Origin of the sequence: Klebsiella variicola (assembly GCF_000828055.2) — a bacterium.
In the GTDB taxonomy this organism is placed as follows: Bacteria; Pseudomonadota; Gammaproteobacteria; order Enterobacterales; family Enterobacteriaceae; genus Klebsiella; species Klebsiella variicola.
This window is the reverse complement of record NZ_CP010523.2, coordinates 2,892,554-2,916,727: the sequence shown is the minus strand read 5'-3', so window position 1 is coordinate 2,916,727 and position 24,174 is coordinate 2,892,554. Positions and strand designations below refer to the sequence as shown.

The 24,174-nt window shown below is 58.0% G+C and carries 22 protein-coding genes; 8 read left to right on the top strand and 14 right to left on the bottom strand.

Annotated elements, in window-relative coordinates:
• Positions 1-96: 96 nt before the first annotated feature.
• The gene (fumA, locus tag SP68_RS13750) at positions 97-1,743 is read left to right on the top strand and encodes a class I fumarate hydratase FumA (protein WP_012968340.1); all 1,647 of its coding nucleotides are present in this window, start codon (positions 97-99) and stop codon (positions 1,741-1,743) included.
• A gap of 337 nt (positions 1,744-2,080) precedes the next feature.
• Positions 2,081-3,481: a class II fumarate hydratase gene (gene fumC / locus SP68_RS13745; RefSeq protein WP_012541897.1), complete on the top strand. Its 1,401-nt coding sequence runs from the start codon at positions 2,081-2,083 to the stop codon at positions 3,479-3,481.
• On the opposite strand, the gene tus is transcribed toward fumC, so the two are convergent.
• The 5 genes from tus to rstA form a co-directional block, all read right to left on the bottom strand.
• Positions 3,471-4,403: a DNA replication terminus site-binding protein gene (tus, locus tag SP68_RS13740; protein WP_016160939.1), complete on the bottom strand. Its 933-nt coding sequence runs from the start codon at positions 4,401-4,403 to the stop codon at positions 3,471-3,473. The two genes, fumC and tus, sit on opposite strands and share 11 nt — an antisense overlap.
• Positions 4,404-4,477: 74 nt before the next feature.
• Positions 4,478-5,779, bottom strand: coding sequence for a two-component system sensor histidine kinase RstB (rstB, locus tag SP68_RS13735; RefSeq protein WP_008805073.1), 1,302 nt, complete (start codon positions 5,777-5,779; stop codon positions 4,478-4,480).
• A gap of 240 nt (positions 5,780-6,019) precedes the next feature.
• On the bottom strand, positions 6,020-6,394 hold the full coding sequence (locus tag SP68_RS13730; RefSeq protein WP_012968337.1) for an SDR family NAD(P)-dependent oxidoreductase: 375 nt from the start codon (positions 6,392-6,394) through the stop codon (positions 6,020-6,022).
• A 244-nt stretch (positions 6,395-6,638) separates the two neighbouring features.
• Positions 6,639-7,001, bottom strand: a complete 363-nt coding sequence (locus tag SP68_RS13725) for a hypothetical protein (protein WP_008805071.1) — start codon at positions 6,999-7,001, stop codon at positions 6,639-6,641.
• Between the two features lie 252 nt (positions 7,002-7,253).
• The gene (gene rstA, locus SP68_RS13720) at positions 7,254-7,976 is read right to left on the bottom strand and encodes a two-component system response regulator RstA (protein ID WP_023322533.1); all 723 of its coding nucleotides are present in this window, start codon (positions 7,974-7,976) and stop codon (positions 7,254-7,256) included.
• Between the two features lie 128 nt (positions 7,977-8,104).
• Between rstA and SP68_RS13715 the strand changes: the two genes are divergently transcribed.
• Positions 8,105-8,440, top strand: coding sequence for a GlpM family protein (locus tag SP68_RS13715; protein ID WP_008805069.1), 336 nt, complete (start codon positions 8,105-8,107; stop codon positions 8,438-8,440).
• Here the strand turns inward: SP68_RS13715 and folM are convergent.
• The 3 genes from folM to ydgH all read right to left on the bottom strand — a co-directional run bounded on the left by folM (position 8,437) and on the right by ydgH (position 11,706).
• Positions 8,437-9,159, bottom strand: coding sequence for a dihydromonapterin reductase (gene folM / locus SP68_RS13710; RefSeq protein WP_012541894.1), 723 nt, complete (start codon positions 9,157-9,159; stop codon positions 8,437-8,439). The genes SP68_RS13715 and folM overlap by 4 nt on opposite strands.
• A 36-nt stretch (positions 9,160-9,195) precedes the next feature.
• Positions 9,196-10,578 (bottom strand): amino acid permease, encoded by a 1,383-nt coding sequence (locus SP68_RS13705; protein WP_012541893.1) that lies wholly within the window; start codon positions 10,576-10,578, stop codon positions 9,196-9,198.
• Positions 10,579-10,755: 177 nt separating this feature from the next.
• Positions 10,756-11,706 carry a DUF1471 family protein YdgH gene (gene ydgH, locus SP68_RS13700; protein ID WP_008805066.1) on the bottom strand — a complete coding sequence of 317 codons (951 nt, stop codon included), beginning with the start codon at positions 11,704-11,706 and terminating at the stop codon, positions 10,756-10,758.
• A gap of 521 nt (positions 11,707-12,227) precedes the next feature.
• Between ydgH and pntA the strand changes: the two genes are divergently transcribed.
• The 3 genes from pntA to SP68_RS13685 all read left to right on the top strand — a co-directional run bounded on the left by pntA (position 12,228) and on the right by SP68_RS13685 (position 15,493).
• Positions 12,228-13,757, top strand: a complete 1,530-nt coding sequence (gene pntA / locus SP68_RS13695; protein ID WP_040968466.1) for a Re/Si-specific NAD(P)(+) transhydrogenase subunit alpha — start codon at positions 12,228-12,230, stop codon at positions 13,755-13,757.
• Between the two features lie 10 nt (positions 13,758-13,767).
• Positions 13,768-15,156: a Re/Si-specific NAD(P)(+) transhydrogenase subunit beta gene (gene pntB / locus SP68_RS13690; protein ID WP_012541888.1), complete on the top strand. Its 1,389-nt coding sequence runs from the start codon at positions 13,768-13,770 to the stop codon at positions 15,154-15,156.
• 148 nt (positions 15,157-15,304) lie between these two features.
• Complete coding sequence (locus tag SP68_RS13685; protein ID WP_004887037.1) at positions 15,305-15,493, top strand: YdiH family protein; 189 nt, start codon at positions 15,305-15,307, stop codon at positions 15,491-15,493.
• Between the two features lie 117 nt (positions 15,494-15,610).
• Here the strand turns inward: SP68_RS13685 and uspE are convergent, their stop codons facing one another.
• The 3 genes from uspE to ogt form a co-directional block, all read right to left on the bottom strand.
• Positions 15,611-16,561 (bottom strand): universal stress protein UspE, encoded by a 951-nt coding sequence (gene uspE / locus SP68_RS13680; protein ID WP_008805063.1) that lies wholly within the window; start codon positions 16,559-16,561, stop codon positions 15,611-15,613.
• A gap of 138 nt (positions 16,562-16,699) precedes the next feature.
• Positions 16,700-17,452 (bottom strand): fumarate/nitrate reduction transcriptional regulator Fnr, encoded by a 753-nt coding sequence (gene fnr / locus SP68_RS13675; RefSeq protein WP_002903394.1) that lies wholly within the window; start codon positions 17,450-17,452, stop codon positions 16,700-16,702.
• A 194-nt stretch (positions 17,453-17,646) separates the two neighbouring features.
• Positions 17,647-18,162, bottom strand: a complete 516-nt coding sequence (gene ogt, locus SP68_RS13670; protein ID WP_012541887.1) for a methylated-DNA--[protein]-cysteine S-methyltransferase — start codon at positions 18,160-18,162, stop codon at positions 17,647-17,649.
• A gap of 292 nt (positions 18,163-18,454) precedes the next feature.
• On the opposite strand from ogt, the gene SP68_RS13665 reads away from it, so the two are divergent.
• Positions 18,455-18,613, top strand: a complete 159-nt coding sequence (locus tag SP68_RS13665; RefSeq protein ID WP_002903398.1) for a hypothetical protein — start codon at positions 18,455-18,457, stop codon at positions 18,611-18,613.
• A gap of 32 nt (positions 18,614-18,645) precedes the next feature.
• Here SP68_RS13665 and abgT read toward each other — a convergent pair whose 3' ends face one another.
• The 3 genes from abgT to SP68_RS13650 form a co-directional block, all read right to left on the bottom strand.
• Positions 18,646-20,172 (bottom strand): p-aminobenzoyl-glutamate transporter, encoded by a 1,527-nt coding sequence (gene abgT / locus SP68_RS13660; protein WP_040968467.1) that lies wholly within the window; start codon positions 20,170-20,172, stop codon positions 18,646-18,648.
• 123 nt (positions 20,173-20,295) lie between these two features.
• Entirely contained in the window at positions 20,296-21,741 is a 1,446-nt protein-coding gene (locus SP68_RS13655; protein ID WP_040968468.1) for a M20 family metallopeptidase, read from the bottom strand.
• On the bottom strand, positions 21,741-23,051 hold the full coding sequence (locus tag SP68_RS13650) for a M20 family metallo-hydrolase (RefSeq protein WP_040968469.1): 1,311 nt from the start codon (positions 23,049-23,051) through the stop codon (positions 21,741-21,743). Before SP68_RS13650 ends, SP68_RS13655 begins: the two co-directional genes overlap by 1 nt.
• A gap of 166 nt (positions 23,052-23,217) precedes the next feature.
• Between SP68_RS13650 and SP68_RS13645 the strand changes: the two genes are divergently transcribed.
• Complete coding sequence (locus SP68_RS13645; RefSeq protein ID WP_008805057.1) at positions 23,218-24,126, top strand: LysR family transcriptional regulator; 909 nt, start codon at positions 23,218-23,220, stop codon at positions 24,124-24,126.
• Positions 24,127-24,174: the final 48 nt, after the last annotated feature.

Below are 24,174 nucleotides of genomic sequence, written 5' to 3'. Positions count from 1 at the left end.
TTAAAAAATTGTGTAAGATTGATCGACTCGCTTTTCTACAGGCACATGGAGTCCCTGCCTGAAACATAATCAGCCAAAGCAGTAAGTGAGAGTACAATGTCGAATAAACCGTTTGTTTACCAGGATCCTTTTCCCCTCAAAAAGGATGACACCGAGTATTATCTCCTCAGCAGTGATTACGTCTCCGTCGCCGAATTTGCCGGCCAGGAAGTGCTAAAAGTCGACCCTCAGGCGCTAACCCTTCTGGCGCAGCATGCTTTCCACGACGCCTCCTTTATGCTTCGCCCGGCGCATCAGCAGCAGGTGGCGGATATCCTTAACGACCCGGAAGCCAGCGAAAACGACAAATACGTCGCCCTGCAGTTCCTGCGCAACTCGGATATCGCCGCCAAAGGCATTCTGCCCACCTGCCAGGACACCGGCACCGCGATCATCATGGGTAAAAAAGGCCAGCGCGTGTGGACCGGCGGCGGTGATGAAGCCGCTCTGGCGCAGGGTGTGTACAACACCTATATCCAGGACAACCTGCGCTACTCGCAGAACGCGCCGCTGGATATGTATAAAGAGGTTAACACCGGTACCAACCTGCCGGCGCAGATCGATCTTTATGCTACCGATGGCGATGAGTACAAATTCCTCTGCATCGCCAAGGGCGGCGGTTCGGCGAACAAAACCTATCTGTACCAGGAAACCAAAGCGCTGATCACCCCGGCGAAGCTGAAAAACTATCTGGTTGAGAAGATGCGCACCCTCGGGACCGCCGCTTGTCCGCCGTACCATATCGCCTTTGTGATCGGCGGGACTTCGGCGGAAGCGACGCTGAAAACCGTCAAGCTGGCCTCCACCAAATACTACGATGGCCTGCCGACCGAAGGTAACGAGCATGGCCAGGCGTTCCGCGACATTCAGCTGGAGCAGGAGCTGCTGCTGGAAGCGCAGAACCTTGGCCTCGGCGCGCAGTTCGGCGGGAAATACTTCGCCCACGATATCCGGGTGATCCGTCTGCCGCGTCACGGCGCTTCCTGCCCGGTAGGGATGGGCGTCTCCTGTTCCGCCGACCGCAACATCAAAGCCAAAATCAACCGCGACGGCATCTGGATCGAGAAGCTGGAGAGCAATCCGGGGAAATATATCCCTGAGCATCTGCGCCAGGCCGGGGAAGGCGAAGCGGTGAAGGTGAATCTTAACCAGCCGATGAGCGAGATCCTGGCGCTGCTGTCGCAGTACCCGGTGTCCACCCGTTTGTCGCTGAGCGGCACTATTATCGTGGCCCGCGATATTGCCCACGCCAAGCTGAAGGAGCTTATCGACAGCGGTGAAGCACTGCCGCAGTACGTCAAAGATCACCCGATCTACTATGCCGGTCCGGCCAAGACACCGGACGGTTACGCCTCCGGCTCTCTGGGACCGACCACCGCAGGGCGCATGGATTCTTATGTTGATCTGCTGCAGTCGCACGGCGCGAGCAAGATCATGCTGGCGAAAGGCAACCGCAGCCAGCAGGTCACCGACGCGTGCCACAAACACGGCGGCTTCTACCTCGGCAGTATCGGCGGCCCGGCGGCGGTACTGGCCCAGCAGAGCATCCGTAGCCTCGAGTGCGTGGCGTATCCGGAGCTGGGTATGGAGGCTATCTGGAAAATTGAAGTGGAAGATTTCCCGGCGTTTATCCTCGTCGATGATAAAGGCAATGACTTCTTCCAGCAGATCCAGACGTCGCAGTGCGCCCGCTGCGTGAAGTAACCCAGACCGCCCTTCGGGGCGGCTCTGGCCGATGACAAACCGGTTTTCGTTATTGTGATCGCCTTTCTGCCGGGTGGCGGCTTTCGCCTTACCCGGCCTGCGAAAAACAGCAATATTAAACAGTTAGGCAATTCTCTGTAGGCCCGCGCAAGCGCAGCGCCGCCGGGCAATCCCGACGATTGCATTTTGTCAGCGGTCTGGGCCGCCCTTCGGGCGGCTTTTTTATGTCGCTTCGCGGCACGAACCACCAAAACAACTTATAAATCTGGCCAATACTTAGTCTTTTAAGCAGGTGAGCTTTGTCGCTATGACGCACTTTGAATCCAAGGAGAAAGTAATGACAACGCATCGCAGTGAAAAAGACTCGATGGGCGCCATCGACGTCCCGGCCGATAAGCTCTGGGGCGCCCAGACCCAACGCTCGCTGGAGCATTTCCGCATATCAAGCGAAAAAATGCCCGGGGAGCTGATTTACGCCCTGGCGCTGACCAAGCGGGCGGCGGCGAAGGTTAATCAGGATCTCGGGTTGCTGACGGCGGAGAAAGCCGGGGCGATCGTCGCTGCCGCTGACGAAGTCCTCGCCGGAAAGCACGCGCAGGAGTTCCCGCTGGCTATCTGGCAGACCGGCTCCGGCACCCAAAGCAATATGAATATGAACGAGGTGCTGGCCAACCGCGCCAGTGAACTGCTGGGCGGTGAACGGGGGATGGCGCGAAAAATTCATCCCAATGACGATGTGAATAAGAGCCAGAGCTCAAATGACGTGTTCCCCACCGCCATGCACGTCGCGGCGCTGATTGCCCTGCGGGAAAAAGTGATCCCGTCGCTGCAGGCGCTGCGGGCGACGCTCAATGAAAAAGCGGTAGCCTTCAGGGATATCGTCAAGATCGGCCGCACCCATCTGCAGGACGCCACGCCGCTCACGTTAGGCCAGGAGATCTCCGGCTGGGTGGCGATGCTGGACCATAGCCTGAAGCACATCGAAGCCAGTCAGCCGCATCTTGCCGAGCTGGCGCTGGGCGGGACGGCGGTAGGAACCGGGCTGAATACCCATCCGGAGTATGCCGTGCGGGTGGCGGCCGAGCTGGCGTCGCTCAGCGGACAACCATTTGTCACCGCACCAAACAAATTCGAAGCGTTGGCCACTGTGGATGCCCTGGTCCATGCCCACGGCGCGCTGAAAGGCCTGGCGGCGTCCCTGATGAAAATCGCTAACGATGTCCGCTGGCTGGCCTCCGGCCCCCGCTGCGGCATTGGCGAAATCGCCATCCCGGAAAACGAGCCAGGGTCATCGATTATGCCCGGCAAGGTTAACCCAACCCAGTGCGAAGCCCTGACCATGGTCTGCTGCCAGGTGATGGGCAACGACGTGGCGGTGAATATCGGTGGCGCCTCCGGCAACTTTGAGCTTAACGTCTATCGCCCGATGGTCATCCACAACTTCCTGCAGTCGGTGCGTCTGCTGGCGGACGGCATGGCAAGTTTTAACGAGCACTGTGCGGTGGGTATTGAACCGAATCGCGAGCGGATCAGCCAGCTGCTCAATGAGTCGCTGATGCTGGTCACTGCGCTGAATACCCATATCGGCTACGACAAGGCGGCGGAAATCGCTAAAAAAGCGCACCATGAGGGGCTGACCCTCAAAGCCTCGGCGCTGGCGCTGGGCTACCTGACGGAAGCCGAATTCGACAGCTGGGTGCGCCCTGAGGAGATGGTTGGCAGCCTGGCTACTCGCTAGCCAGCCAGAGGTGCAGGCGCGGGATAAGTAATCTCAGCGACTGCGCCTCCGGTTTGTAGCGGTACTGGACATTGTCGGCGTCATAGTTCAGCAATTCGCCGATATCCGGGACGCTGACCCCCTGGCTGCCGGATATCAGCGCGATCAGCGGGCTGGGGCAGGCGTACTGCACCTGTTTCTGCTCGCTGGCGTACCAGACGCGGGCAATCGGCTGCACTTTCACCGGCCGTTTGATTTTCAGCCGCGCCCGCTGCGGCAGGGCGGCGATGTCCTGATACTCCCTCTCAAGCTTGCTCTGCCACTGCTCACGGGTCCACGGCGGCACCGCCCGCGGTGATTGCAGGCTTTTCTCCAGCATCATCAATACCTGGTCGCGGGTCAGGTTCTTGATCACGTGTTTATTAGCCCAGCCGAAGCGGATGGTGCTCGGGTCGATAAGGGGCGTCAGCGTGCGGTAGGCGCTGAGGGTGATCAAGCCCGGCAGGTGGCGATGCACCCATTCAAAACGGGCAGTAGGGGGCAGGCCAGAATCGACGGTGACGATTTTCTCGAAGGTAGCCTTCAGGGCGTTAATATGCTGAATGCGCGCCAGCAGATCCTGCTGCTCCGCGGCGGTGACCTGCAGGCAGATAGCCCCTGGCAGACGGACGGCGGCCTTGCTGCTGCGGTTTTCCGACTGCTGCTGGATAAACAGATGGCTGTAGTGGCGCAGGGCGAGGGCCAGCGCCGCCTTGCCGCTGTGCTGCACCACCGGTATGTTCGCCAGCGGATCGTGCTCGGCATCCTTACTGACCGCCGGCAGTTCAAATACCCGGGCCGCCAGCAGCCGACAGCTGCTTAATGTCTGCTGGAGCGTCTGCAGCTCCAGCTCGATCTGGCGAAAGGTATCATTCAGACGTTCAACAAGATCGTAGCTGGCCATCATTTCACCTTAGTTACAACATACTATTTGATTTTTACAGCATACGCAGCGCGCGGCCGCTGCGCAAGTTTTATTCAGGCAGAGGTAAAATCGGGCAACTGATGATAAACCGGCCAGCTAAAGCAGAAGCGGGCGCCGCCGAGAGGGCTGGCCTCACAGCGCACGTCACCGCCCATCGCCTGGGCAATACTGTGCACAATCGCCAGGCCGAGGCCACAACCTCCTGTCGCCCGATCGCGGCTGGGGTCAAGACGGACAAAGGGCTCAAACACCCGCTCGCGCTCTTCGGGAGCGATTCCCGGGCCGTCATCCTCGACCTGCAGCGACGCGCGCGGACCCTGCAGGGTCAGGCTGACCGCCACCCGCTGGGTGCTGTAGCGCAGGGCGTTATTCACCAGATTATCCAGTACCCGCTCCATCAGCCGCATATCCAGCGCGCCGTAGTTGCCGTGGGTCAGCGTCGCCAGAGCGACCTCGCGCTGCGGGTTGACCATCTGGATATCCTCGACGTGATCGCTGATCCAGGCGGGAAAGTCAGGCGTCGTCAGGCTGAGTTCCGTCTGCGGGCGGTCGAGGCGGGCGTAGGTCAGGAGCTCTTCAATCAGCGCCTCCAGCTGGCCGATATCGCGGTTCAGCGCTTGCGATTCCGCCTCGGTGAGGTTTTCGCTCATCTCCAGACGGTAGCGCAGGCGGACCAGCGGCGTCCTGAGCTCATGGGCGATACCGTCAATCAACTGCTTCTTGCTGGCAATGAGGGCGTTAATGTTATCGGCCATTTGGTTAAAGGCCACGCCGAGCCGTTCAAAGCTGGACATGCTGTCAAAATGAATGCGCTCGCTGAAGTGGCCCTCGCCAAAGCGCTGGGCAGCGGTTTCAATGCGCAACATGTCCTGCCAGTGCGGACGCATCCAGATAAACACCGGAAAGGCCAGCGAGATAGCAATAAACGCCATCAGCGCCACGTCCAGCAGGCGCATTTCATGCAGAAAATAGAGATAAGGCACCGGGCCCACCGACAGCACATAATGGCTGCGGGGAATGCGCTGAATAAAGGTGTACTGGTCATCCAGCGCGACAATATCGCCGGCGCGCAGGTGCTGCATCGAGCTTTCCGACAGCTTAAATTTGCTCATTGGTTCGATGTGCAGATCGAACGACAGGTTCAGATCCAGCTCTTTGAGCGTCTTGCTCCAGTCGCGCGGCGGAATTTCCCGCAGCTCGCTGCGCATCAGATACAGCGAACTTTTCATCAAATCGTCCAGCGACTGTCGTCCGGCGCGCTCAGCGGTAAATTTATAGACCAGACCGACCAGCATGGTCATTACCAGAAAACAAACGAAGAGCAAAAGATAGAACTGCACAAACAGCTTTTTCATTAAATCTCACTTAAATCAGAATGTTAATTACCTATCTTTTGCCTTCATGGCGCGGTGTGGTATGTGTCTTTCCGCTAAAGCGGTGATGCAGGAACGAAACCAGACCGCAGTCCAGGGCGTTTGTCACGGCAGAATATACCGCAAAATCACTTCTACGTTTCACGCCCGGTTTAATGCGCTATCAAAGCAGGGTTCACCCTCACTGACAACATCCCTTACGCATAAATAATGACGGAGCCCTTATAAGCGCAGCAGTCCGCCATCCACCACATACTGGGAACGGACGTTGTTGGCCATGATGGTATCGAACTGCGTTTCGGTGGTATTTTCCACCGTAGAAAAGGCGAGCTGCCCGGCGTTCAGCCACAGGCCATCCAGCATGCCAAATGATTCTACAGACTCGGCGAGGGCATGCGCCGCCTCAGGTTTCGCGCCATCGTTCTGAAGAAACCAGGCGCGCTCGGGCAGCAATGTGCGTAACGACGCCAGTTTTTGCTGATGGCGTCCGGTCAGCATCACTTCGCCCCCTTCATCAATAATGCGCATTGCCCCCGCCAGACCAATACCGCTGCTCGCCCCTGTAATCACAATTTTCTTACCTGAGAACCGTCCCATTGTCTCTCCCGTACCGCGTGAGTGTTGAGTTAACTCACACTAGAACAATGAAAATTTATTGTAAAACGACCATCTTTGGGGGCCCGGCGTGTTGCGCTTTGCCATCTTTGTGGCGCCGGTATACCCGGTATAGGTCGCGTCATCCGGGATGATATCGGCCGGGAATATCTGAATTAGTGACGTTGTCACAAATTAATTATAACCACCAGACCTGCATTACCCTGGAGCGTTGAGCGGGGTATCGCTACTCGCGAAAGTAGGGAATATCCACCGGATAGAGGGTCGTCAGACTCAGCAGACGACAGCGCACCAGCTTTTCCGTTTTGGCATACCAGTAAGCAAATTCGCCGGTGGTCTGGTGGTAAATCATCTGATCGAGGTTGGCAAACGGGATCACCAGCAGCGGTCCCTGGCGAACGTGGCCGCCTCCCGTTTCAAAGTGATGCTGTCCCCAGGATTGCTGGGTATGTTCATAGCGGTGGAGGATCACCTCGATTTGCCCGCGCTGTGGACAGAGGAGTCGAATATCGGCGTTGTCGAGGGAAAAAGCCCAACCAGAGAGTGAAGTGAAGAGTGAGAGTGCCAAAAGTACAACGTATTTCATCATGCAAAAGTCCTGTGTTTTCAGGCTTTATGCCACTCTGATAACAGTAAGTCCTTGAGCACAATCATATTGAAGGCTTATGTGATGGGGAACTGTACGGCTAAATCTATTGATTTACGCAATATGACTAATTCGCAGCGGGCAGCGGGCGCGCAGAGGGAAACCCGCGCAGTTGCCCTAAGCAGTAAAAGTTGAGGTGGTTACTGTCGGGGAGTGCGCCATAAAACGGGCCCCTCGCAGGGCCGCGGGAGGAGCTTAGTTGTCCCAGGCGTGTGGGGCGAACAGGTAGCCTTTGTTGCGAACGGTCTTAATACGATAGGGCTCCGTGGCGTTGTCGAGCAGTTTTTTGCGCAGGCGGGAGATAGCCACGTCAACGCTGCGATCCATCCCGTCGTAGGTGACGCCGCGTAAATTTTTCAGCAGCGCGTCGCGGTCCATAATTTGCCCGGCGTGGGTGGCCAGCTCCCACAGCAGATCGAAATCGGCCGTCGACAATGCGACGCTTTCTCCGCCGAGCAGCACCTGGCGGTTGACCGGGTCAATGGTCAGCGAACCAAAGGAGATGGTTTTGTGCGGCGTGAGCGTTGCCGGGGTACCGGCGCCGGCGCCCGCCGGAGCGATATGCTGGCGTAAATGCAGACGCAGTCGCGCGAGAAGCACCGCTGGCGGTGTGGTTTTCAGGATATAATCGCTGGCGCCCATCTCCAGGGAGAGGATATGGTTCATGTCGCTGTCGAGTGAGGTCAGCAGGACAATGGGCCCTTGCCATTGCCCGCGCAGATCGCGGCAGAGCGTCATCCCGTCTTTGCCGGGCAGCATAATGTCCAGCAGCACGAGGTCCGGTTTCTCCCGCGCGATCACGTCCTCTGCGCGGTCGCCGCGAGGCTCGACCACCACCTCCATATCATGCTTGCCGAGATAGGCGGCGATCAGCGCCCCAACCTCAGGGTCATCCTCAACAAAAACGATTTTATTCATGTCTATTGCACATCAGTAAAAGAAGTAACATACACTGCGTCTATTTTACCCGCCATTACTCTTTTATAAACAGCGCTATTTCCGCTATGCTGCGCTAACTTGTTGATTCATTGTTAAGGCATAAGGACATGGGGCTGTTAATCAAAGGGCTGCTGGGTGCGCTGGTGGTGGTGCTGATTGGCGTGCTGGCAAAAACGAAAAATTACGCTCTCGCCGGGCTGATCCCGCTGTTTCCTACCTTTGCGCTCATCGCCCACTATATCGTCGCCAGCGAGCGCGGTATTGAAGCCCTGCGCGCCACCATCGTGTTCGGCATGTGGTCGATTATTCCCTATTTTGTCTATTTGGTATCGCTGTGGTACTTCACCGGGATCATGCGCCTGCCGTTGGCGCTGGCAGGCGCGGTGGGATGCTGGGGGCTATGCGCCTGGCTGTTAATCCTGGGCTGGAACCACTTCCACTAGCGCAGCGGGCGGCCGCCGTCGACGGCGAAGGACCGGCCGGTGACGTAGCGGCTGGTAAACAGATAGTCGATAAGGTCGCTAATCTCTTTTTCGCCTGGGGCGATTTTCATCAGCGATTTATCCAGCGCCTGCTGACGATAGGCTTCGTCGTCACCCTCATTAAACATAATCAGCGACGGGGCGATGGCGTTGACCTTGATCTCCGGCGCCAGCTTGCGGGCGAAGGAGCGGGTCATATTGTCCAGCGCGGCTTTGCTGGCGGCGTAGGCGATATGTTTATCGCTGCCGCGCTCCACGACGTAATCGGTAATATGGATAATATCACTGGCGGCATGGCCGTGGCCGCGCAGCAGATCCTCCAGCGCGTGGTTGAGCAGGTAGGGGGCATGGACGTGGATCTGCATCATGCGGTTGATCACTGTGCTCAGCGCAACTCCCGGCTTCTCCGCCATCCAGTCGCTGGCGTTGTGGATGATGGCGCGCAGGCCGCTGGTGTGCGATTTGACCGCTTCGGCGAAGGTCAGTATGCCGTCATCGCTGCTGAAATCGGCCTGCAGACAGAGGGCGCCCGCGTCGCGCAGGCCATCGATTGCCGGATAGGGCGTGCGATAGCTGACGATGACCGGCTGGTGTTGCAGCAGAAAATGGTGTGCCAGCGCGAGACCGATGCGGCGGCCTCCTCCTGTGATCAGAACCGGGCGGGGCTGTTGTTCAGCCATGGGTATCTCCTATGCGTTCTGCGGCAGGGCGAGCGCTTACCCCACCAGCATCCACGTTGCCGGCACAGCGGCAACCAGCAATAAACCAATTAGCGCCAATTCGCGGCGTTTGAGCGAACGATCGTGCTGGTGCGTACGTCGAGCGTACAAAAAGACCAGAAGACCCGGAGCGTAAAGTACCACCGACAACAGCAAATGCACAGGTCCCGACGCGTATAATAACCATAAGCCATAAATGCAGGCGCCGATACCCACCGCTTTGTGCAGCGGGCGAGTGGCGATTTTCAGCAGAAAGGCGCCGACCAGCAGATAGGGAACGAGGATCATCTCTGAGGCGATGGTCAGCAGGGTGCCGTAGTCCGACCCGGTCAACCAGATCAGCACCAGCGATACCTGAACGCTGATATTGGTCAGCCACAGCGAGGCGGACGGGGCATTGTTGCTGTTCTGGCGGGCAAACAGGCGCGGGAAGGCTTTATGCGTGGCGGCCAGGAAAGGCACTTCCGCAGCCATAATCGTCCAGCTCAGGTAGGCGCCACACACCGACACGATCAGGCCCGCCGCAATCACGATTTCTCCCCACGAACCCATCATGTTGACCATCAGTCCCGCCATCGACGGGTTACGCATACCGGCCAGTTCGCTGCGCGGCACCACGCCCAGCGACAGCAGGGTGACCAGCAGATAGACCGTGAGGGCGGAGAGCACCGCCAGCAGCGTTGCGCGACCGACATCGCGCTTGTGTCGGGCGCGGGCAGAAACCACGACGGCACCTTCCACGCCAATAAACACCCACAGGGTGATCAGCATGGTGTTTTTAACCTGCTCCCACACGGGGATTCCCAGCGCCAGTCCGCGGAAATCGAGGCGGAACGTATCCAGCTGGAAGGCCAGGGCGGCGAGCGCGATAAACGCGCCCAGCGGCAGGAGTTTGGCGAGGGTGGCCACCAGGTTAATCCCCGCCGCCGTCTGCACGCCGCGCAGGACCAGAAAATGGACAACCCACAGCAAAACCGAAGCGCCAGCGATAGACTGCCAGGTGTTGCCATCGCCAAACAGGCGCAGCTCAGGGGTATCGGTGAAGAAACTGAGCGCCGAAAAGACGATGACCAGATAGGAGACGTTGGCGATCACCGCGCAGAGCCAGTATCCCCAGGCGGAACAGAAGCCAATCAGCTCACCGAACCCTTCGCGGGCGTAGGTGAAGATCCCGCCGTCGAGGTCGGGGCGAATGCGGGTTAACAGCAGCATGGCGAAGGCGAGGAACAGGATCCCGACGCCGGTGATGGCCCAGCCGATAAGCAAAGCGGAGGGGCTGGCTACGGCAGCCATATTTTGCGGCAAACTGAATACGCCAGCGCCGAGCATTGAGCTAAGGACCAGGGCGGTCAGGGCGCTCAGGCCCAGTTTCTTTTCCATTGCATTCCCGAGGTGAAAATGGCTGTTCCAGAATATTTATTTTGCGAAATCGCATAAAAATGGAGGATTGCGCTAAGGCGCGGGATTTTACGGAGTGTCCGGGAGCCATGCAATGGCGGGGGATGAAAAAAAATGAAAAGGCGGCATTGCGCCGCCTTTTTAGCCAGTCAGCAGTGATTATTTGTACAAATCAGCGCTGATGGTGATGTTGCCGCCGCGTTCCTGCCACTGACGGGTGATGTGGTAGTACTTCGCCCCTTTCTTCGCCGCGCGTTTCGCCGTCTGATAGGAGATTTCCGTCATGTTGCCGTAGTTGCCGGTGAACTGGATATTATCGAACGGCACCATTTGCGCCGCGGTCACTTTGTTCACTTCTTCCACTTTTGTGCCGTCCGGCAGCGTGACAGTGTAACGCCCGCCTTTGGAAGACTGGGTCTCGAAGAAACGACCGACGCCAGTGCCTGAGCCCACAGCCGCGGTGGTGGCGACGCCCGGGATTTCCACGTTTTTCGCGGCTTCACCGCCTTTGGCCAGCGCCGCGCGACCGGCGTCAGAGTCTGCCGGGATGGCGTCCGGGCTCTGCAGCACGCGTTTTTCAGCATCTTTTTTATAGATATAAGCGGTAATGCGCTGGTTGCCGCCCTGGTTGGCATCCACCTGGCGCACGATAAAGAACGCATAGGCGCCTTTCGCTTTTGCCGCTTTGGTGATGGCATCATTGACTTCCGGCTGGCTGCGATAGAAGCCCTGAACGGTGACAGTGTCGTAAGGCATCAGCGTCACGGCCTGATCTTTCGGCAGTTCTACCACGCCATTGATGATGCGATTTTTCGGCGCATCCGCTTGCGGCGCGTTGTCTTTATAGAGGTCAGCCGTGACGCGCCAGTTGCCGCCATTGCCGTAGTCCGACGTGTCGACAACATAGAATGAGGCCGCGCCGTCTTTGTCGGCTTTACGCGATACCGCCTGTACCGCGTCGCCAATGGCATTAAACCGGCCGGTGACGACAACGCGATCGTAGGGCTTCAGCGCAGCCGCCTGCTCCGGGGTCAACTCGGTCGCTGCATGGGCAGACAACGTAGCGGTTGTCAGGAGAGCAGACGCCAGGAGGGTGTTTTTAAGCTTCATAAAAATAATCCTTTGCCTTGCGCAAACCATATACTGGTGTTGTTGTTGACTGAAAACGTTTGATTATTGCATTTAATCGTTGTGACTGTCTGCGTCATTTTTTGCTTGCCGCCCGGATCGTATACTACGGAAAGATAACATTTTTCGATATGTTGAAAAAACAGCCGCTTGACCAGCAAAAACGATAATCGATACCACTTTTATTAGTTAACGTAATGTTAATACAATGATCTCAATGGCGATAAATGGCGTTTTATCACGCTGGATAAGCGGATTATCAGGCCTGAGTGAGAAATTCAGGTAAATATTGCTGCCCGAAACCATCTGTGCTGACAATAAGCAATAAAATCAAAATTTCTGTTTTATCGCTGTAGATCACAATCGCTATTTTCAGTAGGTTATAAAAAGTTTGTTACTGTTTCATTTTGCAGACAGCGGAAGATGGCGAGGAAGATTTCGCCGTCTTGTCGTTGTTGGTCAGAAAAGTAAACCATCATCAAAAACCGATGGAAGGGAAAACTATGCGTATTGGTGTACCACAAGAGAGGCTAGCCCAGGAGACTCGGGCCGCCGCCACGCCGAAGACCGTTGAGCAATTGCTTAAACTCGGCTTTAGCGTCGCGGTAGAAAGCGGGGCCGGGAAACTGGCCAGCTTTGACGATGCCGCCTTTACCCAGGCAGGGGCTGAGATCGTCGCGGGCAACGAGGTCTGGCAGTCTGACATCATCCTCAAGGTCAATGCTCCAAATGACGATGAAATTGCACTGCTGAATCCGGGAACCACGCTGATAAGTTTTATCTGGCCTGCGCAAAACCCGCAGCTGATGGAAAAACTGGCGGCCCGTAATATCAACGTGATGGCGATGGATTCGGTGCCGCGTATTTCTCGCGCCCAGTCGCTGGATGCGCTCAGTTCAATGGCAAACATTGCCGGCTACCGTGCAATCGTGGAAGCGGCCCATGAATTCGGCCGTTTCTTTACCGGACAGATTACGGCGGCAGGCAAAGTTCCGCCCGCGAAGGTGATGGTCATCGGCGCCGGGGTGGCCGGTCTGGCTGCGATTGGCGCCGCCAACAGCCTGGGCGCTATCGTCCGCGCCTTCGATACTCGTCCGGAAGTGAAGGAGCAGGTGCAGAGTATGGGCGCCGAGTTCCTCGAGCTGGACTTTAAAGAGGAAGCCGGCAGCGGCGACGGCTACGCCAAGGTGATGTCTGAGGCCTTTATTAAGGCCGAAATGGCGCTGTTCGCCGCCCAGGCGAAAGATGTCGATATCATCGTCACCACGGCGTTAATTCCGGGTAAACCGGCACCGAAACTGATCACCCGCGAGATGGTCGACTCCATGAAGTCGGGCAGCGTGGTGGTCGACCTCGCCTCGCAAAATGGCGGCAACTGTGAGTACACCGTGCCCGGCGAAGTGGTCACCACCGGCAATGGCGTGAAAATTATCGGTTACACCGATCTGCCGGGCCGTCTGCCGACCCAGTCTTCCCAGCTCTACGGTACCAACCTGGTTAACCTGCTGAAGCTGCTGTGCAAAGAGAAAGATGGCAACATTGTTATCGATTTCGATGACGTGGTGGTGCGCGGCGTGACCGTAGTGCGCGAAGGCGAAATCACCTGGCCGGCGCCGCCGATTCAGGTCTCCGCTCAGCCGCAGGCTGCAGCGAAAAAAGTGGAAGCGCCGAAAGAAGCGGCAAAACCGGTGTCCCCATGGCGTAAATATGCCCTGATAGCGCTGGCGATTATCCTCTTCGGCTGGCTGGCAAACGTCGCGCCAAAAGAGTTTCTTGGCCATTTCACCGTCTTCGCGCTGGCCTGCGTAGTAGGTTACTACGTGGTATGGAACGTCTCACATGCGCTGCATACGCCGCTGATGTCGGTGACGAACGCGATTTCGGGCATTATCGTTGTTGGTGCGTTGTTGCAGATAGGCCACGGGGGCTGGGTCAGCTTCCTGAGCTTTATCGCGGTACTGATCGCCAGCATTAATATTTTCGGTGGTTTTACCGTGACTCAGCGCATGCTGAAAATGTTTCGCAAAGGATAAGGGGTAGCACATGTCTGGTGGATTAGTTACAGCTGCATACATTGTTGCCGCAATCCTGTTTATTTTCAGCCTGGCGGGTCTGTCGAAACACGAAACGTCGCAGCAGGGCAACTATTTCGGCATCGCCGGGATGGCTATCGCCCTGATCGCCACGATTCTGGGGCCGGACGCCGGCAACGTCGGTTGGATCATCCTCGCGATGGTGATCGGCGGGGCGATCGGTATTCGTCTGGCGAAGAAGGTCGAGATGACCGAGATGCCGGAGCTGGTGGCTATCCTGCACAGCTTCGTGGGCCTGGCGGCGGTGCTGGTGGGTTTTAACAGCTACCTGCAGCATGAAACCGGGATGGAGCAGATTCTGGTCAATATCCATTTGACCGAAGTGTTCCTCGGCATCTTCATCGGTGCAGTCACCTTCACCGGTTCGGTGGTGGCGTTTGGTAAACTGCGCGGCAAAATTTCCTCGAAGCCGCTGATGCTGCCGAATCGCCATAAGCTGAACCTGGCGGCGCTGGTGGTCTCCTTCGTGCTGATGGTGATTTTTGTTCGCGCCGACAGCACTGGTACCCAGGTCCTGTGCCTGCTGGTGATGACCGCGATCGCGCTGGCCTTCGGCTGGCACCTGGTGGCTTCTATCGGCGGCGCGGATATGCCGGTGGTGGTTTCCATGCTCAACTCCTACTCGGGCTGGGCGGCAGCGGCAGCGGGCTTTATGCTGAGCAATGACCTGCTGATCGTCACCGGCGCGCTGGTGGGTTCTTCCGGTGCCATCCTCTCTTACATTATGTGTAAGGCGATGAACCGCTCCTTTATCAGCGTGATTGCTGGCGGCTTCGGCACCGATGGGTCTTCCAGCGGCGGCGATGAAGAAGTGGGCGAACATCGCGAGATTAGCGCGGAAGAGACAGCGGAGATGCTGAAAAACTCGCAGTCGGTGATCATCACCCCTGGCTACGGTATGGCGGTGGCCCAGGCGCAGTATCCGGTGGCAGAAATTACCGAGAAGCTGCGGGCGCGGGGTATCAAAGTACGCTTTGGTATTCACCCGGTGGCCGGGCGTCTGCCGGGGCATATGAACGTGCTGCTGGCGGAAGCCAAAGTGCCTTACGACATCGTGCTGGAGATGGATGAGATCAACGATGATTTCAGCGATACCGACACCGTGCTGGTGATTGGCGCCAACGACACCGTCAACCCGGCGGCGCAGGACGACCCGAAGAGCCCTATCGCGGGTATGCCAGTGTTGGAAGTCTGGAAAGCGCAGAACGTGGTGGTCTTTAAGCGTTCGATGAACACTGGCTACGCCGGCGTACAGAACCCGCTGTTCTTCAAAGAGAACACCCATATGCTGTTTGGGGATGCGAAAGCCAGCGTCGATGCGATCCTGAAAGCGCTGTAATGTAGCACGCTTGTTTTACAACGTTTGTTTATAAGCCGTCTCCTGTGAGACGGCTTTTTTATATACGGGGCGGTACCTGGAATTGTTCATAAAATAAGCGGTGAGAGATGATATAATGTCCCGGTTATTACATCAGACAGAGGATATTATGGATACCGAGTTAACCCCAACGCAGATGGCCATCGAATTCTTACGCCGCGACACTACCGTCATGACCCCAGCGCAGTATCTGAAAAAGCTGAAACTGCTGGAGCTGGAGTTTGCTGACCTGATGGCGCTCTCATCGCTGGAGCTGAAAGAAGAGATCGATCTGGCCTGGCGTCTGGGTATCCACTAAGCCATTCTCGCTGGACAGTGACAGGGGCCGCCAGCGGCCCTTTTTTTGTGCCTGACTGGCAGCAAGCAAAAAAAATCCCCCGCGAGGCGGGGGAAGATGAGCGGTACGAGAAGAGGGTTAATCGTCGTCGTCGTCGTCCAGTTCCACCGGCGTCTGGTAGGCCTCCGGTTTGAGTACCAGCAGGTCACAGCGCAGATGATCGACCACCTGTTCCGCGGTATTGCCGAGGAACGCCGCTGACAGGCCGGTACGTCCGACCGTTCCCAGCACCACGATCCCCGCCTGCAGATGCTCGGCGAGATCCGGGATCACCTCCTCAGGCAGGCCTTTTTCCACGTGGGTGAATTTCTCATCGATGCCAAACTTCTGCCGCAGCGCTTTCATCGCCAGCAGGTGCTGACCGCGAATGGCGTCGTTGTAGACGCTGGGATCAAAATCCGGAAGCTCAATCGCGATATTGATGGGGGTCACCGGGTAGGCGCCGATGAGATGTACTTCGGTATGGTTAACTTCTTGCGCCAGAGACAGCGTTTCCCGAACCAGCTTTTCGTTCAGGGTGTTGTGATAATTCTCTTCGCTGGCGAGATTGACCGCGACCAGCGCTTTGCCACCTTCCGGCCACGGTTGGTCTTTTACCATCCACACCGGGCAGGGGCACTTACGCAACAGATGCCAGTCGGTGGGTGTGAAGATCACTGCCTCCAGTTTGTCGTGCTGGTGGGCCATCTTCAACAGCAGGTCGTGTTTCTCGCTAATAACTTCCTGAATAATGGCTTCGAAGGGGCGGTTGTGCCACACCACTTTTACGTCGATCGGCACACCCGATTCAATATAGAATTTCGCCTGCTCGCGTATCCAGGCTGTACGTTGGGCAATAACGCCCTGACGCATCGCCGTGCGTTCGTCCGGCGACAGCAGGGTGGTCATTTCATAAGAAAAATCATAGATCGGCAAAAAGGCTTTGATGCGTCCACCAATCCGTTGGTGCAGGTACACCGCGCGCCTAAGTGCCGGCTGGTCGTCCTGGTTAGGATCGATTACTACCAGCATGCTCTGATACTTCGCCATACAGGGTCTCCTTACAACTGCAGCTACCGTCAGTTACTAAAAAGATAACCTATATGGATGAATTGAAACAGGGGAGGAGCCTGGTCAGATCAACAAATCTTAAAAAATTGCCGATCGTGACCAGGTGGTGCGCAGAGATTAAGCGACGTTGCGAGCCTGACCGGCCAGCTGGGCCAGCAGATCGCTGTTTTCAATAGTGATGTATTTGCCTTTCACTGCCAGCATGCCGCTTTTCTGGAAACGCCCCAGCAGACGGCTGATGGTTTCGACAGTGAGGCCGAGATAGTTGCCAATATCGCCGCGGGTCATGGTCAGGCGGAACTCACGCGGTGAGAAACCGCGCTGGGCGAAACGACGAGAGAGGTTATAGATAAACGCCGCCAGACGCTCTTCGGCATTCTTTTTGGAAAGCAGCAGGATCATATCCTGGTCGCCTTTAATCTCACCGCTCATCAGGCGCATCATCTGCTGACGCAGATTCGGCATTTTTCCGGAAAGATCGTCAAGGGTTTCAAAGGGGATTTCGCAGACCATCGAGGTTTCCAGCGCCTGCGCAAAGCTCGGGTGCAGACCGGTGCCGATGGCGTCGAAGCCCACCAGATCGCCCGCCAGATGGAAGCCGGTGATCTGCTCATCACCTTGCTCAGTGATGGTGTAGCTTTTGATGGTCCCGGAGCGAATAGCGTACAACGACTTCAGCTCATCACCGGCTTTGAACAAGGTTTGACCTTTCTGGATTGGCTTTTTCCGCTCGATAATATTATCCAGCTGATCAAGCTCATGCTCGTTCAGAGTAAAGGGGATGCAGAGCTGGCTGATACTGCAATCCTGACAATGGATAGCACAACCGCCAGACTGAATGCGTCGAATAATTCGCTTCTCAGGGATCATATGTCTGCTCAGGCCTTAATTGATATTGGTCAATTTTAACATCTTTTTGATCAGCAGGTAAGTCTTCAGACCCGGAAACACGTAATATCAGCAGGGTAAATCAAAATGGCTGTATATCTGATTGATAAGCAATAGATTATTTCGCTATATTTGATTGTAAAATTACCTGAAGATTCCAGAAAAGGCATTTTCAGTCAAAGTAAAAGATACCCTTCATGGCGCAATAACCACTCTTTTCGCTGCACGCCCCCGGCATAGCCGGTCAGGGTGCCGTTACGCCCGATGACCCGATGACAGGGCACCACGATACTCACCGGATTGGCGCCATTGGCGGCCCCCACGGCGCGAGCGGCGCCGGGGCGTCCGAGCGCCTCGGCCAGTTGGCCATAGTGCATCACCTGGCCGCAGGGGATATCGCGTAACGCCTGCCAGACCTGGCGCTGGAACGGGGTGCCGGCGGTGGCGGTAGCCAGGGTATCGATAATCGCCAGATCGCCGGCGAAATAGTCGTTCAGCTTACTGCTGAGGCCGCCTGGGTTGCGGCAGTCGACGCGCTGATAGCCTTCCCGTCGATAGTGAACGTCGAGCAGGGTTTCCATCCGATCGCGGTGCTCGTCCCACTCGACGGCGCGCAAATTAAACTGTTCGTCGCAAAGTACCCACAGCGGCCCCAGCGGGGTATCCATTTTATCCTGCAGCAAGGTCAACATCGTTTCTGTCATCCACCATCGTACATGAGGGGCACACGATACCACGCGCTGACGACAGTCAACTATACTCCCAAAAGGTAAAACCGCATCGCCAAATAGCACGGCGGGCTATCCGCCGTGGAGGCATTCTGCGATCGCCACGATGATTTATTTTTGGATCGATCCTGGCGGGTTACCGGACAGGGTTTTTGCTACTTTTAAGCTGACGACGTAGGTCCTCCGCGCCGCTGTGCGCGCTCGGGAAAGTGCTACCGCGTCGGCGCGGCGCGGTTAATAACTCAGAGGTGGAGCTATGCAATATATACTGACTGGCGTAATCGTACTGATCTTCAGCGGTCTGGTTATTCATGGTATGTCGCTGTTGCTTGAGCGAGGGTATCGCGCGCTTTTCGGCATATTCGCCGGAGCCGGGGAAGCGACCCGCAAATTCAAAGTGAAGATATCGCGTTAAGCTAAGGCGGCCGTCCCTGGCGCATCGGCGGGTTAAGACAGCCGCGGATAGATGCCAGGGCCGATCGGCAGTCCCACCAGATACCATCCCACCAGCAACAGCAGCCAGACGGCGAGAAAAATCAGCGGGTAAGGGAGCACCAGCGAGTAGTAGGTGCCGAGGCGGGCATCCGGTCGGTAGCGCTGTAGGAAGCCGAGAAACAGCGGCACAAACGGCGACACCGGCGCCAGCGGCAGCACCGATGAATCGGCGATGCGAAAGAGGATCTGCGCAAAGGCCGGGTGAAAGCCCAGCAGCATAAACATCGGCACGAAGATCGGCGCCAGAATCGACCAGATGGCCGAGCCGCTGGCGATAAACATACACAGAAAAGCCGACAGCAGCGCGAGCCCGACAAACGCCGGGACGCCGTTCATCCCGGCGCTCTCCAGCAGGTCCGTCAGACCGACGGCCATAAACTTGCCCATGTTGCTCCAGTTGAACATCGCCACGAACTGCGCCAGCGGGAAGACCATCACGATAAACCCGGCCATCTCTTTCATCGGCTCAATCATCAGCTGCGGCAGGTCGGCCTGGCGGCGAATTTTGCCGGTGGCGATGCCGTATGCCAGCGACACGACAAAGAAGAAAAAGATAATCAGCGGCACGATGCCTTTGATAAACGGCGAGGGCATGACCGTATGTTGAACCGGGTCGCGAAGAATACCGTTCTCGGGGACCACCATCAGGGCGACGACCGCCACGAATACCAGCGTTGCCACGCCGGCGATGCGCAGGCCGAAACGCTCCTCGGGCGTCAGCGTCTGCAGCTTTTCATCACGACTGCCTTGCCACTGCCCCAGCCGAGGCTCCACCAGCTTATCGGTGATCAGTCCGCCGACGAGCGTCAGAACGATCACCGAGGTCGCCATAAAGTACCAGTTGTCGATCACGCTGACGTGCAAAGAGGCATCGATGGATTTTGCCGCCTCGGTGCTGATCCCTGAGAGCAGTACGTCGGTGGTGACAATCAGTAAATTGGCGGTAAAGCCGCAGCCCACGCCGGCAATCGCCGCCAACAGGCCGGCGACAGGATGCCGACCGACGGCGAGGAACATCAGCGCGCCCAGCGGCGGCATAATTACCAGCGCCGCGTCGGAAGAGATATGGCTGAAGAAGGCGATAAACAGCACCATATAGCTGGCATAGCGGGCGCTGACGTGAGAGGCCATCTTCACCATTAGCGCGGGTAACAGACCCACCCGCTCGGCGAAGCCAGCGCCCAGCACCAGGGCGAGGATCGCCCCCAGCGGCGCGAAACCGCTGAAGTTTTTAATGACGTTGGGCAAAAACCAGTGCAACCCTTCCACGCTGAGCAGATTTTTGACCACCACCCGTGAACCATCCGTAGGGTTCTGCACCCCGACGTTGAAGGCGGAAAGTATCGCCGTGGCCGCGATCAGCGCCACGATAAGATAGATAAACAGCAAAAACGGGTGCGGGACTTTGTTACCGATCTTCTCTACCCAGCCATAGCGCTTTCCGCCGGGGGAAGACGACGGTATGGATGACATACTCATGGGCGTTCCTCTGTTGTCGTTGTTGTGTTGGGCAGGCCTGCTCCCGTACTGCCGGCGGTTATTATGGTCGGTGCGTGCCGCGATGCCGGTCAGCGTTGGCCAGGAGTAGCCTGTCTTAAGTGGTTATCGTAAAACGGTCGGACTCACCTCCGCCGGGATCGGGCAACGATAGGGGCGTTCGGCCAGTACCTGCCTGAGTTCTTGCTGGCTGGCCGCCAGCAGGGCGCTGTCGCTGAATAAACGGATCGCGGTCGCCGCGAGCACTTTCCCCGCCAGCAACATCCCTTTATGGGCGATGGAGGTTCTGCCCTGACTCACCAGCTGCCAGCTGTGCAGCGGGGTTCCCACCGCGAAGCACGGGCTGAAGCACTGAGCCACCGGCGCTTTCCAGCTGACATCGCCGACGTCAGTGGAGCCGGCGAGGACGTTATCCGTGGCCGCCCAGGGCGCCACCTCATCAATCAGCAGCGTGTCGCGGTGGCGACGAGCGAACGTTTTGCCTTCCTCCCCACTGGTGCCGGCAATATTGTTCAGGCTGTTGTTAATATCGTTGGCGCTGAGGGTGGCGCGTATCGCCGCGGCAAAAGCGCGCTCCTCGTCGCTCCAGGCGGGGGTACCGTAATGACAGACCGCCTGATACATCGCCGCCTCAAGCGTGCGGTTGGGGAGATAGCTGGAGCAGGCTTTTTCAAAGCGGCAGCTGACCTGGGTCTCGGTCATCAGCGCGGCCCCCTGAGCAATCTTCTCGATGCGGGCGAAGATCTCCTCCGCGTCGGCCATCTCCGGCGCACGGATCAGATACAGCACTTCCGCCTGAGCCTGCACCACGTTGGGCGAGACACCGCCGGTATCGGTAATGGCATAATGGACCCGCGCCTTCTCGATGATATGTTCATTGAGGAAGTTGCTGCCGGTGGTCATCAGAGTGACGGCATCCAGCGCGCTCCGGCCCAGGTGCGGCGAATTCGCAGCGTGGGCGGCGGTGCCGGTAAAACGCCATGCCGCCTGAATATTGGCGAGGGTGCGGGTGCTGAACATCCCGGCCCAGGCTTCCGGATGCCAGGTCAGCGCCGCATCGACATCATCAAACAACCCTTCGCGCACCATAAAGGTTTTTCCCGATCCGCCTTCCTCGCCGGGACAACCATAGAAGCGCAGCGTGCCCGCGCCGCCATGCTGTTGCAGCCAGGCTTTGGCGGCGACCGCCGCGGCGAATGCCGCCGTACCGAGCAGATTGTGCCCGCAGCCGTGGCCGTTGGCTCCCGGTGTCGAGGGTGTCGGTTCCGCGCAGTGCGCCTGCTGGCTGAGGCCCGCCAGGGCGTCAAATTCGCCGAGCAGGGCAATCACCGGTTGGCCTTCGCCGACGCTGGCGATAAAGGCATTCGGGATCCCACCCGCATCGCGAGTGAGCTGGAAACCTTCTGCCTCCAGCGCATCCGCCAGGCGTTGGGCGGACCAGTACTCCTCAAAGCGGGTCTCCGGGTGATCCCAGATGTCATCGGCGATGGCGCAGTACGCCTCGCGTCGCGTCTCAATCATCTCGTCCACAAACTGAAAAATGGCTTCCATTACACCCCCCGCTGCCAGGGAAAGTTAAGCGCGATACGCGCCAGAGTTTCTACCGCTAGCGCCATGACGCTCTCGTCGAAGTCAAACTTCTCATTGTGGTGACCGGCGCTCAGTTGGGTGCCGAAGATCATGTACGAGGCGAGGCCGCCGCGCGCCTGGACCCGGGCCATCATCAGGGTGGCGTCTTCCGAGCCCGCCGGGGCGGCGATACGATCCACCGCCTGTTGCACGCCGGGCACACGGGCGGCCTGTTCGCGCAGATAGTCCACCCACGCCGGCGACGGCGCGCTGGCGGTCGCAGCACCCATCATGCGTAGTTCGTAGCGGGCTTCGTACATCGCCGCCGCCCCGGCGATGACGTGCTGCGCCCGCTCGAACACGTACTGGTTAATGGCTTCGCTTTCACCGCGGGTTTCCACTTTTAACAGCGCGGAAGAGGGCACCACGTTGCGCCCGGTGCCCGCCTGCATCACCCCGACGTTGACCCGCGAGGCGCCGGCGCTGTGCGGCGGGATGGCGTGCAGGCCAAGAGCGGCCTGGGCGGCGGCCAGCAGCGCGTTGCGCCCCTCCTCCGGCTTGCCGCCGGCGTGGGCGGCCACGCCGCTGAACTGCACGTCGAATTTAGTAGTGGCCATAAAGTTGTCGCCACCGCAGACGACGGTACCTGCCGGCACACCGGTCCCGATATGGATCGCCGTGAAATAATCCACGTCATCCACCACGCCGGCGGCCACCATCGCCCGGGCGCCGCGGGTGCCCTCTTCAGCGGGCTGGAAAATCAGTTTGATCACCCCGTTGAGCTGCGCGGCATACTGCTTCAGGACATGCGCCAGGCCCAGCCCGATGGCGGTATGGCCATCATGGCCGCAGGCGTGCATCATACCGGCGTTGCAGGAGGCGAAATGGTCGCGATGAGGGCGGTGGCTGTCGTCGTGCTGTTCATTGAGGTCAAGGGCATCCATATCGACGCGGAAGGCCAGGGTTGGGCCGGGACGTCCGGTGTCGAGCGTGGCGACCACGCCGGCGAAACCGCCTTCAAACGCCGGCAGCCAGCGCTCCGGCGCGCCCTGTTCGCGGGCGCGCTCGAAAGCCTGGGCCAGGGTATCCTCGTCCGGCAGCCCCATCCGGCTATCGGCATCGATGACATCGCGCCCCAGCGCCAGCTGATAGCCGAGCCCGTCGAGGATCTCCGTCACCTTGCTGGCAGTGCGGAATTCCAGCCAGCCGGATTCCGCGTGCAGGTGAAAATCACGGCGCCATTGGATCATGGCCGGCGCCAGCTGGTGGAGGTATTCATCAAGTTGCGGCATAGCTCATCCTGTCATAAGTAAAAAATGTGACGGCGTTCACGATGTGATAGCTTTTGTTTATCACTTACGTTTTACAGGCCGTATCCCACTTAACCTGCCATAGCCTGATGGATTACAGTAGATGTGATTTTCTTCTGTCTGATAAACAATGGTTATCACCTAAAGCATGGCATTTCAGATTAAATTTCATCATATCCGCGCCTTCGTCGAAGTGGCCCGGGAAGGGAGTATTCGCGGCGCCAGCCGGGCGCTGGCGGTCTCGCAGCCGGCCCTGACCAAAGCGATTAAAGAGCTGGAGGAGGGGCTTTCCGCCCAGCTGTTCGTGCGCCGCAGTCAGGGGGTGGCGCTGACCGAAAACGGCGAAAGCTTTTACCAACATGCGAGCTTGATCCTTGAGGAGCTGCGGGCGGCGCAGGACGAACTGCTGCAGCGTCAGGGCGAGCAGGCCGGGCAAATTAATATTGGCCTTGGCGCCAGCGTCGCCCGGTCGCTGATGCCGTCGGTGATCTGTCGCTTTCATCAGCAGCATCCGCAGGTAAAGGTGCGGATCATGGAGGGCCAGCTGCTGGCGATGATCAATGAGCTGCGCCAGGGAGAGCTGGATTTCACCATCAATACCTATTACCCCGGGCCGTACGACCATGAGTTCAGCTTTGAGAAACTGTTTGAGAAACCGTTCGCGGTGTTCGCCCGCGCAGGACATCCTGCGGCGCAGGCCACCTCGCTGGGGGAGTTGATGGATCACCACTGGACCATGCCGACGCCGCGCGGCAGCTACTTTAAACAGCTGCAGGACCGGCTTAATCAGGCCGGGTTAGCGCCTAAGGTAGATATTGTTTGCGAAACCTTCTCGTCGTGCATTAGCCTGGTGGTGAAAAGTGATTTTCTCAGCATCCTGCCGGTGGAGCTCGGCAACGATCCGCTGATGGCGGACAAGCTGGTGATGATCCCTGTCCGCGACGTCTTGCCGACGGCCACCTATTATCTGATCCAGCGGCGCGATACCCGGCAGACGCCATTAACGGCGTCGTTAATCACGCTGTTTCGCCGCCAGAGCCGACAATTGTTTCCTTAATCGCCGTCGCGCTCACTTTGCCAGCGAACGCGGCTAAACGCGTTGAGG

Coding starts and splice junctions, on each gene's coding strand:
- fumA (WP_012968340.1), top strand. CDS start 97: ATGTCGAATAAACCGTTTGTTTACCAGGATCCTTTTCCCCTCAAAAAG.
- fumC (WP_012541897.1), top strand. CDS start 2,081: ATGACAACGCATCGCAGTGAAAAAGACTCGATGGGCGCCATCGACGTC.
- tus (WP_016160939.1), bottom strand. CDS start 4,403: ATGGCCAGCTACGATCTTGTTGAACGTCTGAATGATACCTTTCGCCAG.
- rstB (WP_008805073.1), bottom strand. CDS start 5,779: ATGAAAAAGCTGTTTGTGCAGTTCTATCTTTTGCTCTTCGTTTGTTTT.
- SP68_RS13730 (WP_012968337.1), bottom strand. CDS start 6,394: ATGGGACGGTTCTCAGGTAAGAAAATTGTGATTACAGGGGCGAGCAGC.
- SP68_RS13725 (WP_008805071.1), bottom strand. CDS start 7,001: ATGATGAAATACGTTGTACTTTTGGCACTCTCACTCTTCACTTCACTC.
- rstA (WP_023322533.1), bottom strand. CDS start 7,976: ATGAATAAAATCGTTTTTGTTGAGGATGACCCTGAGGTTGGGGCGCTG.
- SP68_RS13715 (WP_008805069.1), top strand. CDS start 8,105: ATGGGGCTGTTAATCAAAGGGCTGCTGGGTGCGCTGGTGGTGGTGCTG.
- folM (WP_012541894.1), bottom strand. CDS start 9,159: ATGGCTGAACAACAGCCCCGCCCGGTTCTGATCACAGGAGGAGGCCGC.
- SP68_RS13705 (WP_012541893.1), bottom strand. CDS start 10,578: ATGGAAAAGAAACTGGGCCTGAGCGCCCTGACCGCCCTGGTCCTTAGC.
- ydgH (WP_008805066.1), bottom strand. CDS start 11,706: ATGAAGCTTAAAAACACCCTCCTGGCGTCTGCTCTCCTGACAACCGCT.
- pntA (WP_040968466.1), top strand. CDS start 12,228: ATGCGTATTGGTGTACCACAAGAGAGGCTAGCCCAGGAGACTCGGGCC.
- pntB (WP_012541888.1), top strand. CDS start 13,768: ATGTCTGGTGGATTAGTTACAGCTGCATACATTGTTGCCGCAATCCTG.
- SP68_RS13685 (WP_004887037.1), top strand. CDS start 15,305: ATGGATACCGAGTTAACCCCAACGCAGATGGCCATCGAATTCTTACGC.
- uspE (WP_008805063.1), bottom strand. CDS start 16,561: ATGGCGAAGTATCAGAGCATGCTGGTAGTAATCGATCCTAACCAGGAC.
- fnr (WP_002903394.1), bottom strand. CDS start 17,452: ATGATCCCTGAGAAGCGAATTATTCGACGCATTCAGTCTGGCGGTTGT.
- ogt (WP_012541887.1), bottom strand. CDS start 18,162: ATGTTGACCTTGCTGCAGGATAAAATGGATACCCCGCTGGGGCCGCTG.
- SP68_RS13665 (WP_002903398.1), top strand. CDS start 18,455: ATGCAATATATACTGACTGGCGTAATCGTACTGATCTTCAGCGGTCTG.
- abgT (WP_040968467.1), bottom strand. CDS start 20,172: ATGAGTATGTCATCCATACCGTCGTCTTCCCCCGGCGGAAAGCGCTAT.
- SP68_RS13655 (WP_040968468.1), bottom strand. CDS start 21,741: ATGGAAGCCATTTTTCAGTTTGTGGACGAGATGATTGAGACGCGACGC.
- SP68_RS13650 (WP_040968469.1), bottom strand. CDS start 23,051: ATGCCGCAACTTGATGAATACCTCCACCAGCTGGCGCCGGCCATGATC.
- SP68_RS13645 (WP_008805057.1), top strand. CDS start 23,218: ATGGCATTTCAGATTAAATTTCATCATATCCGCGCCTTCGTCGAAGTG.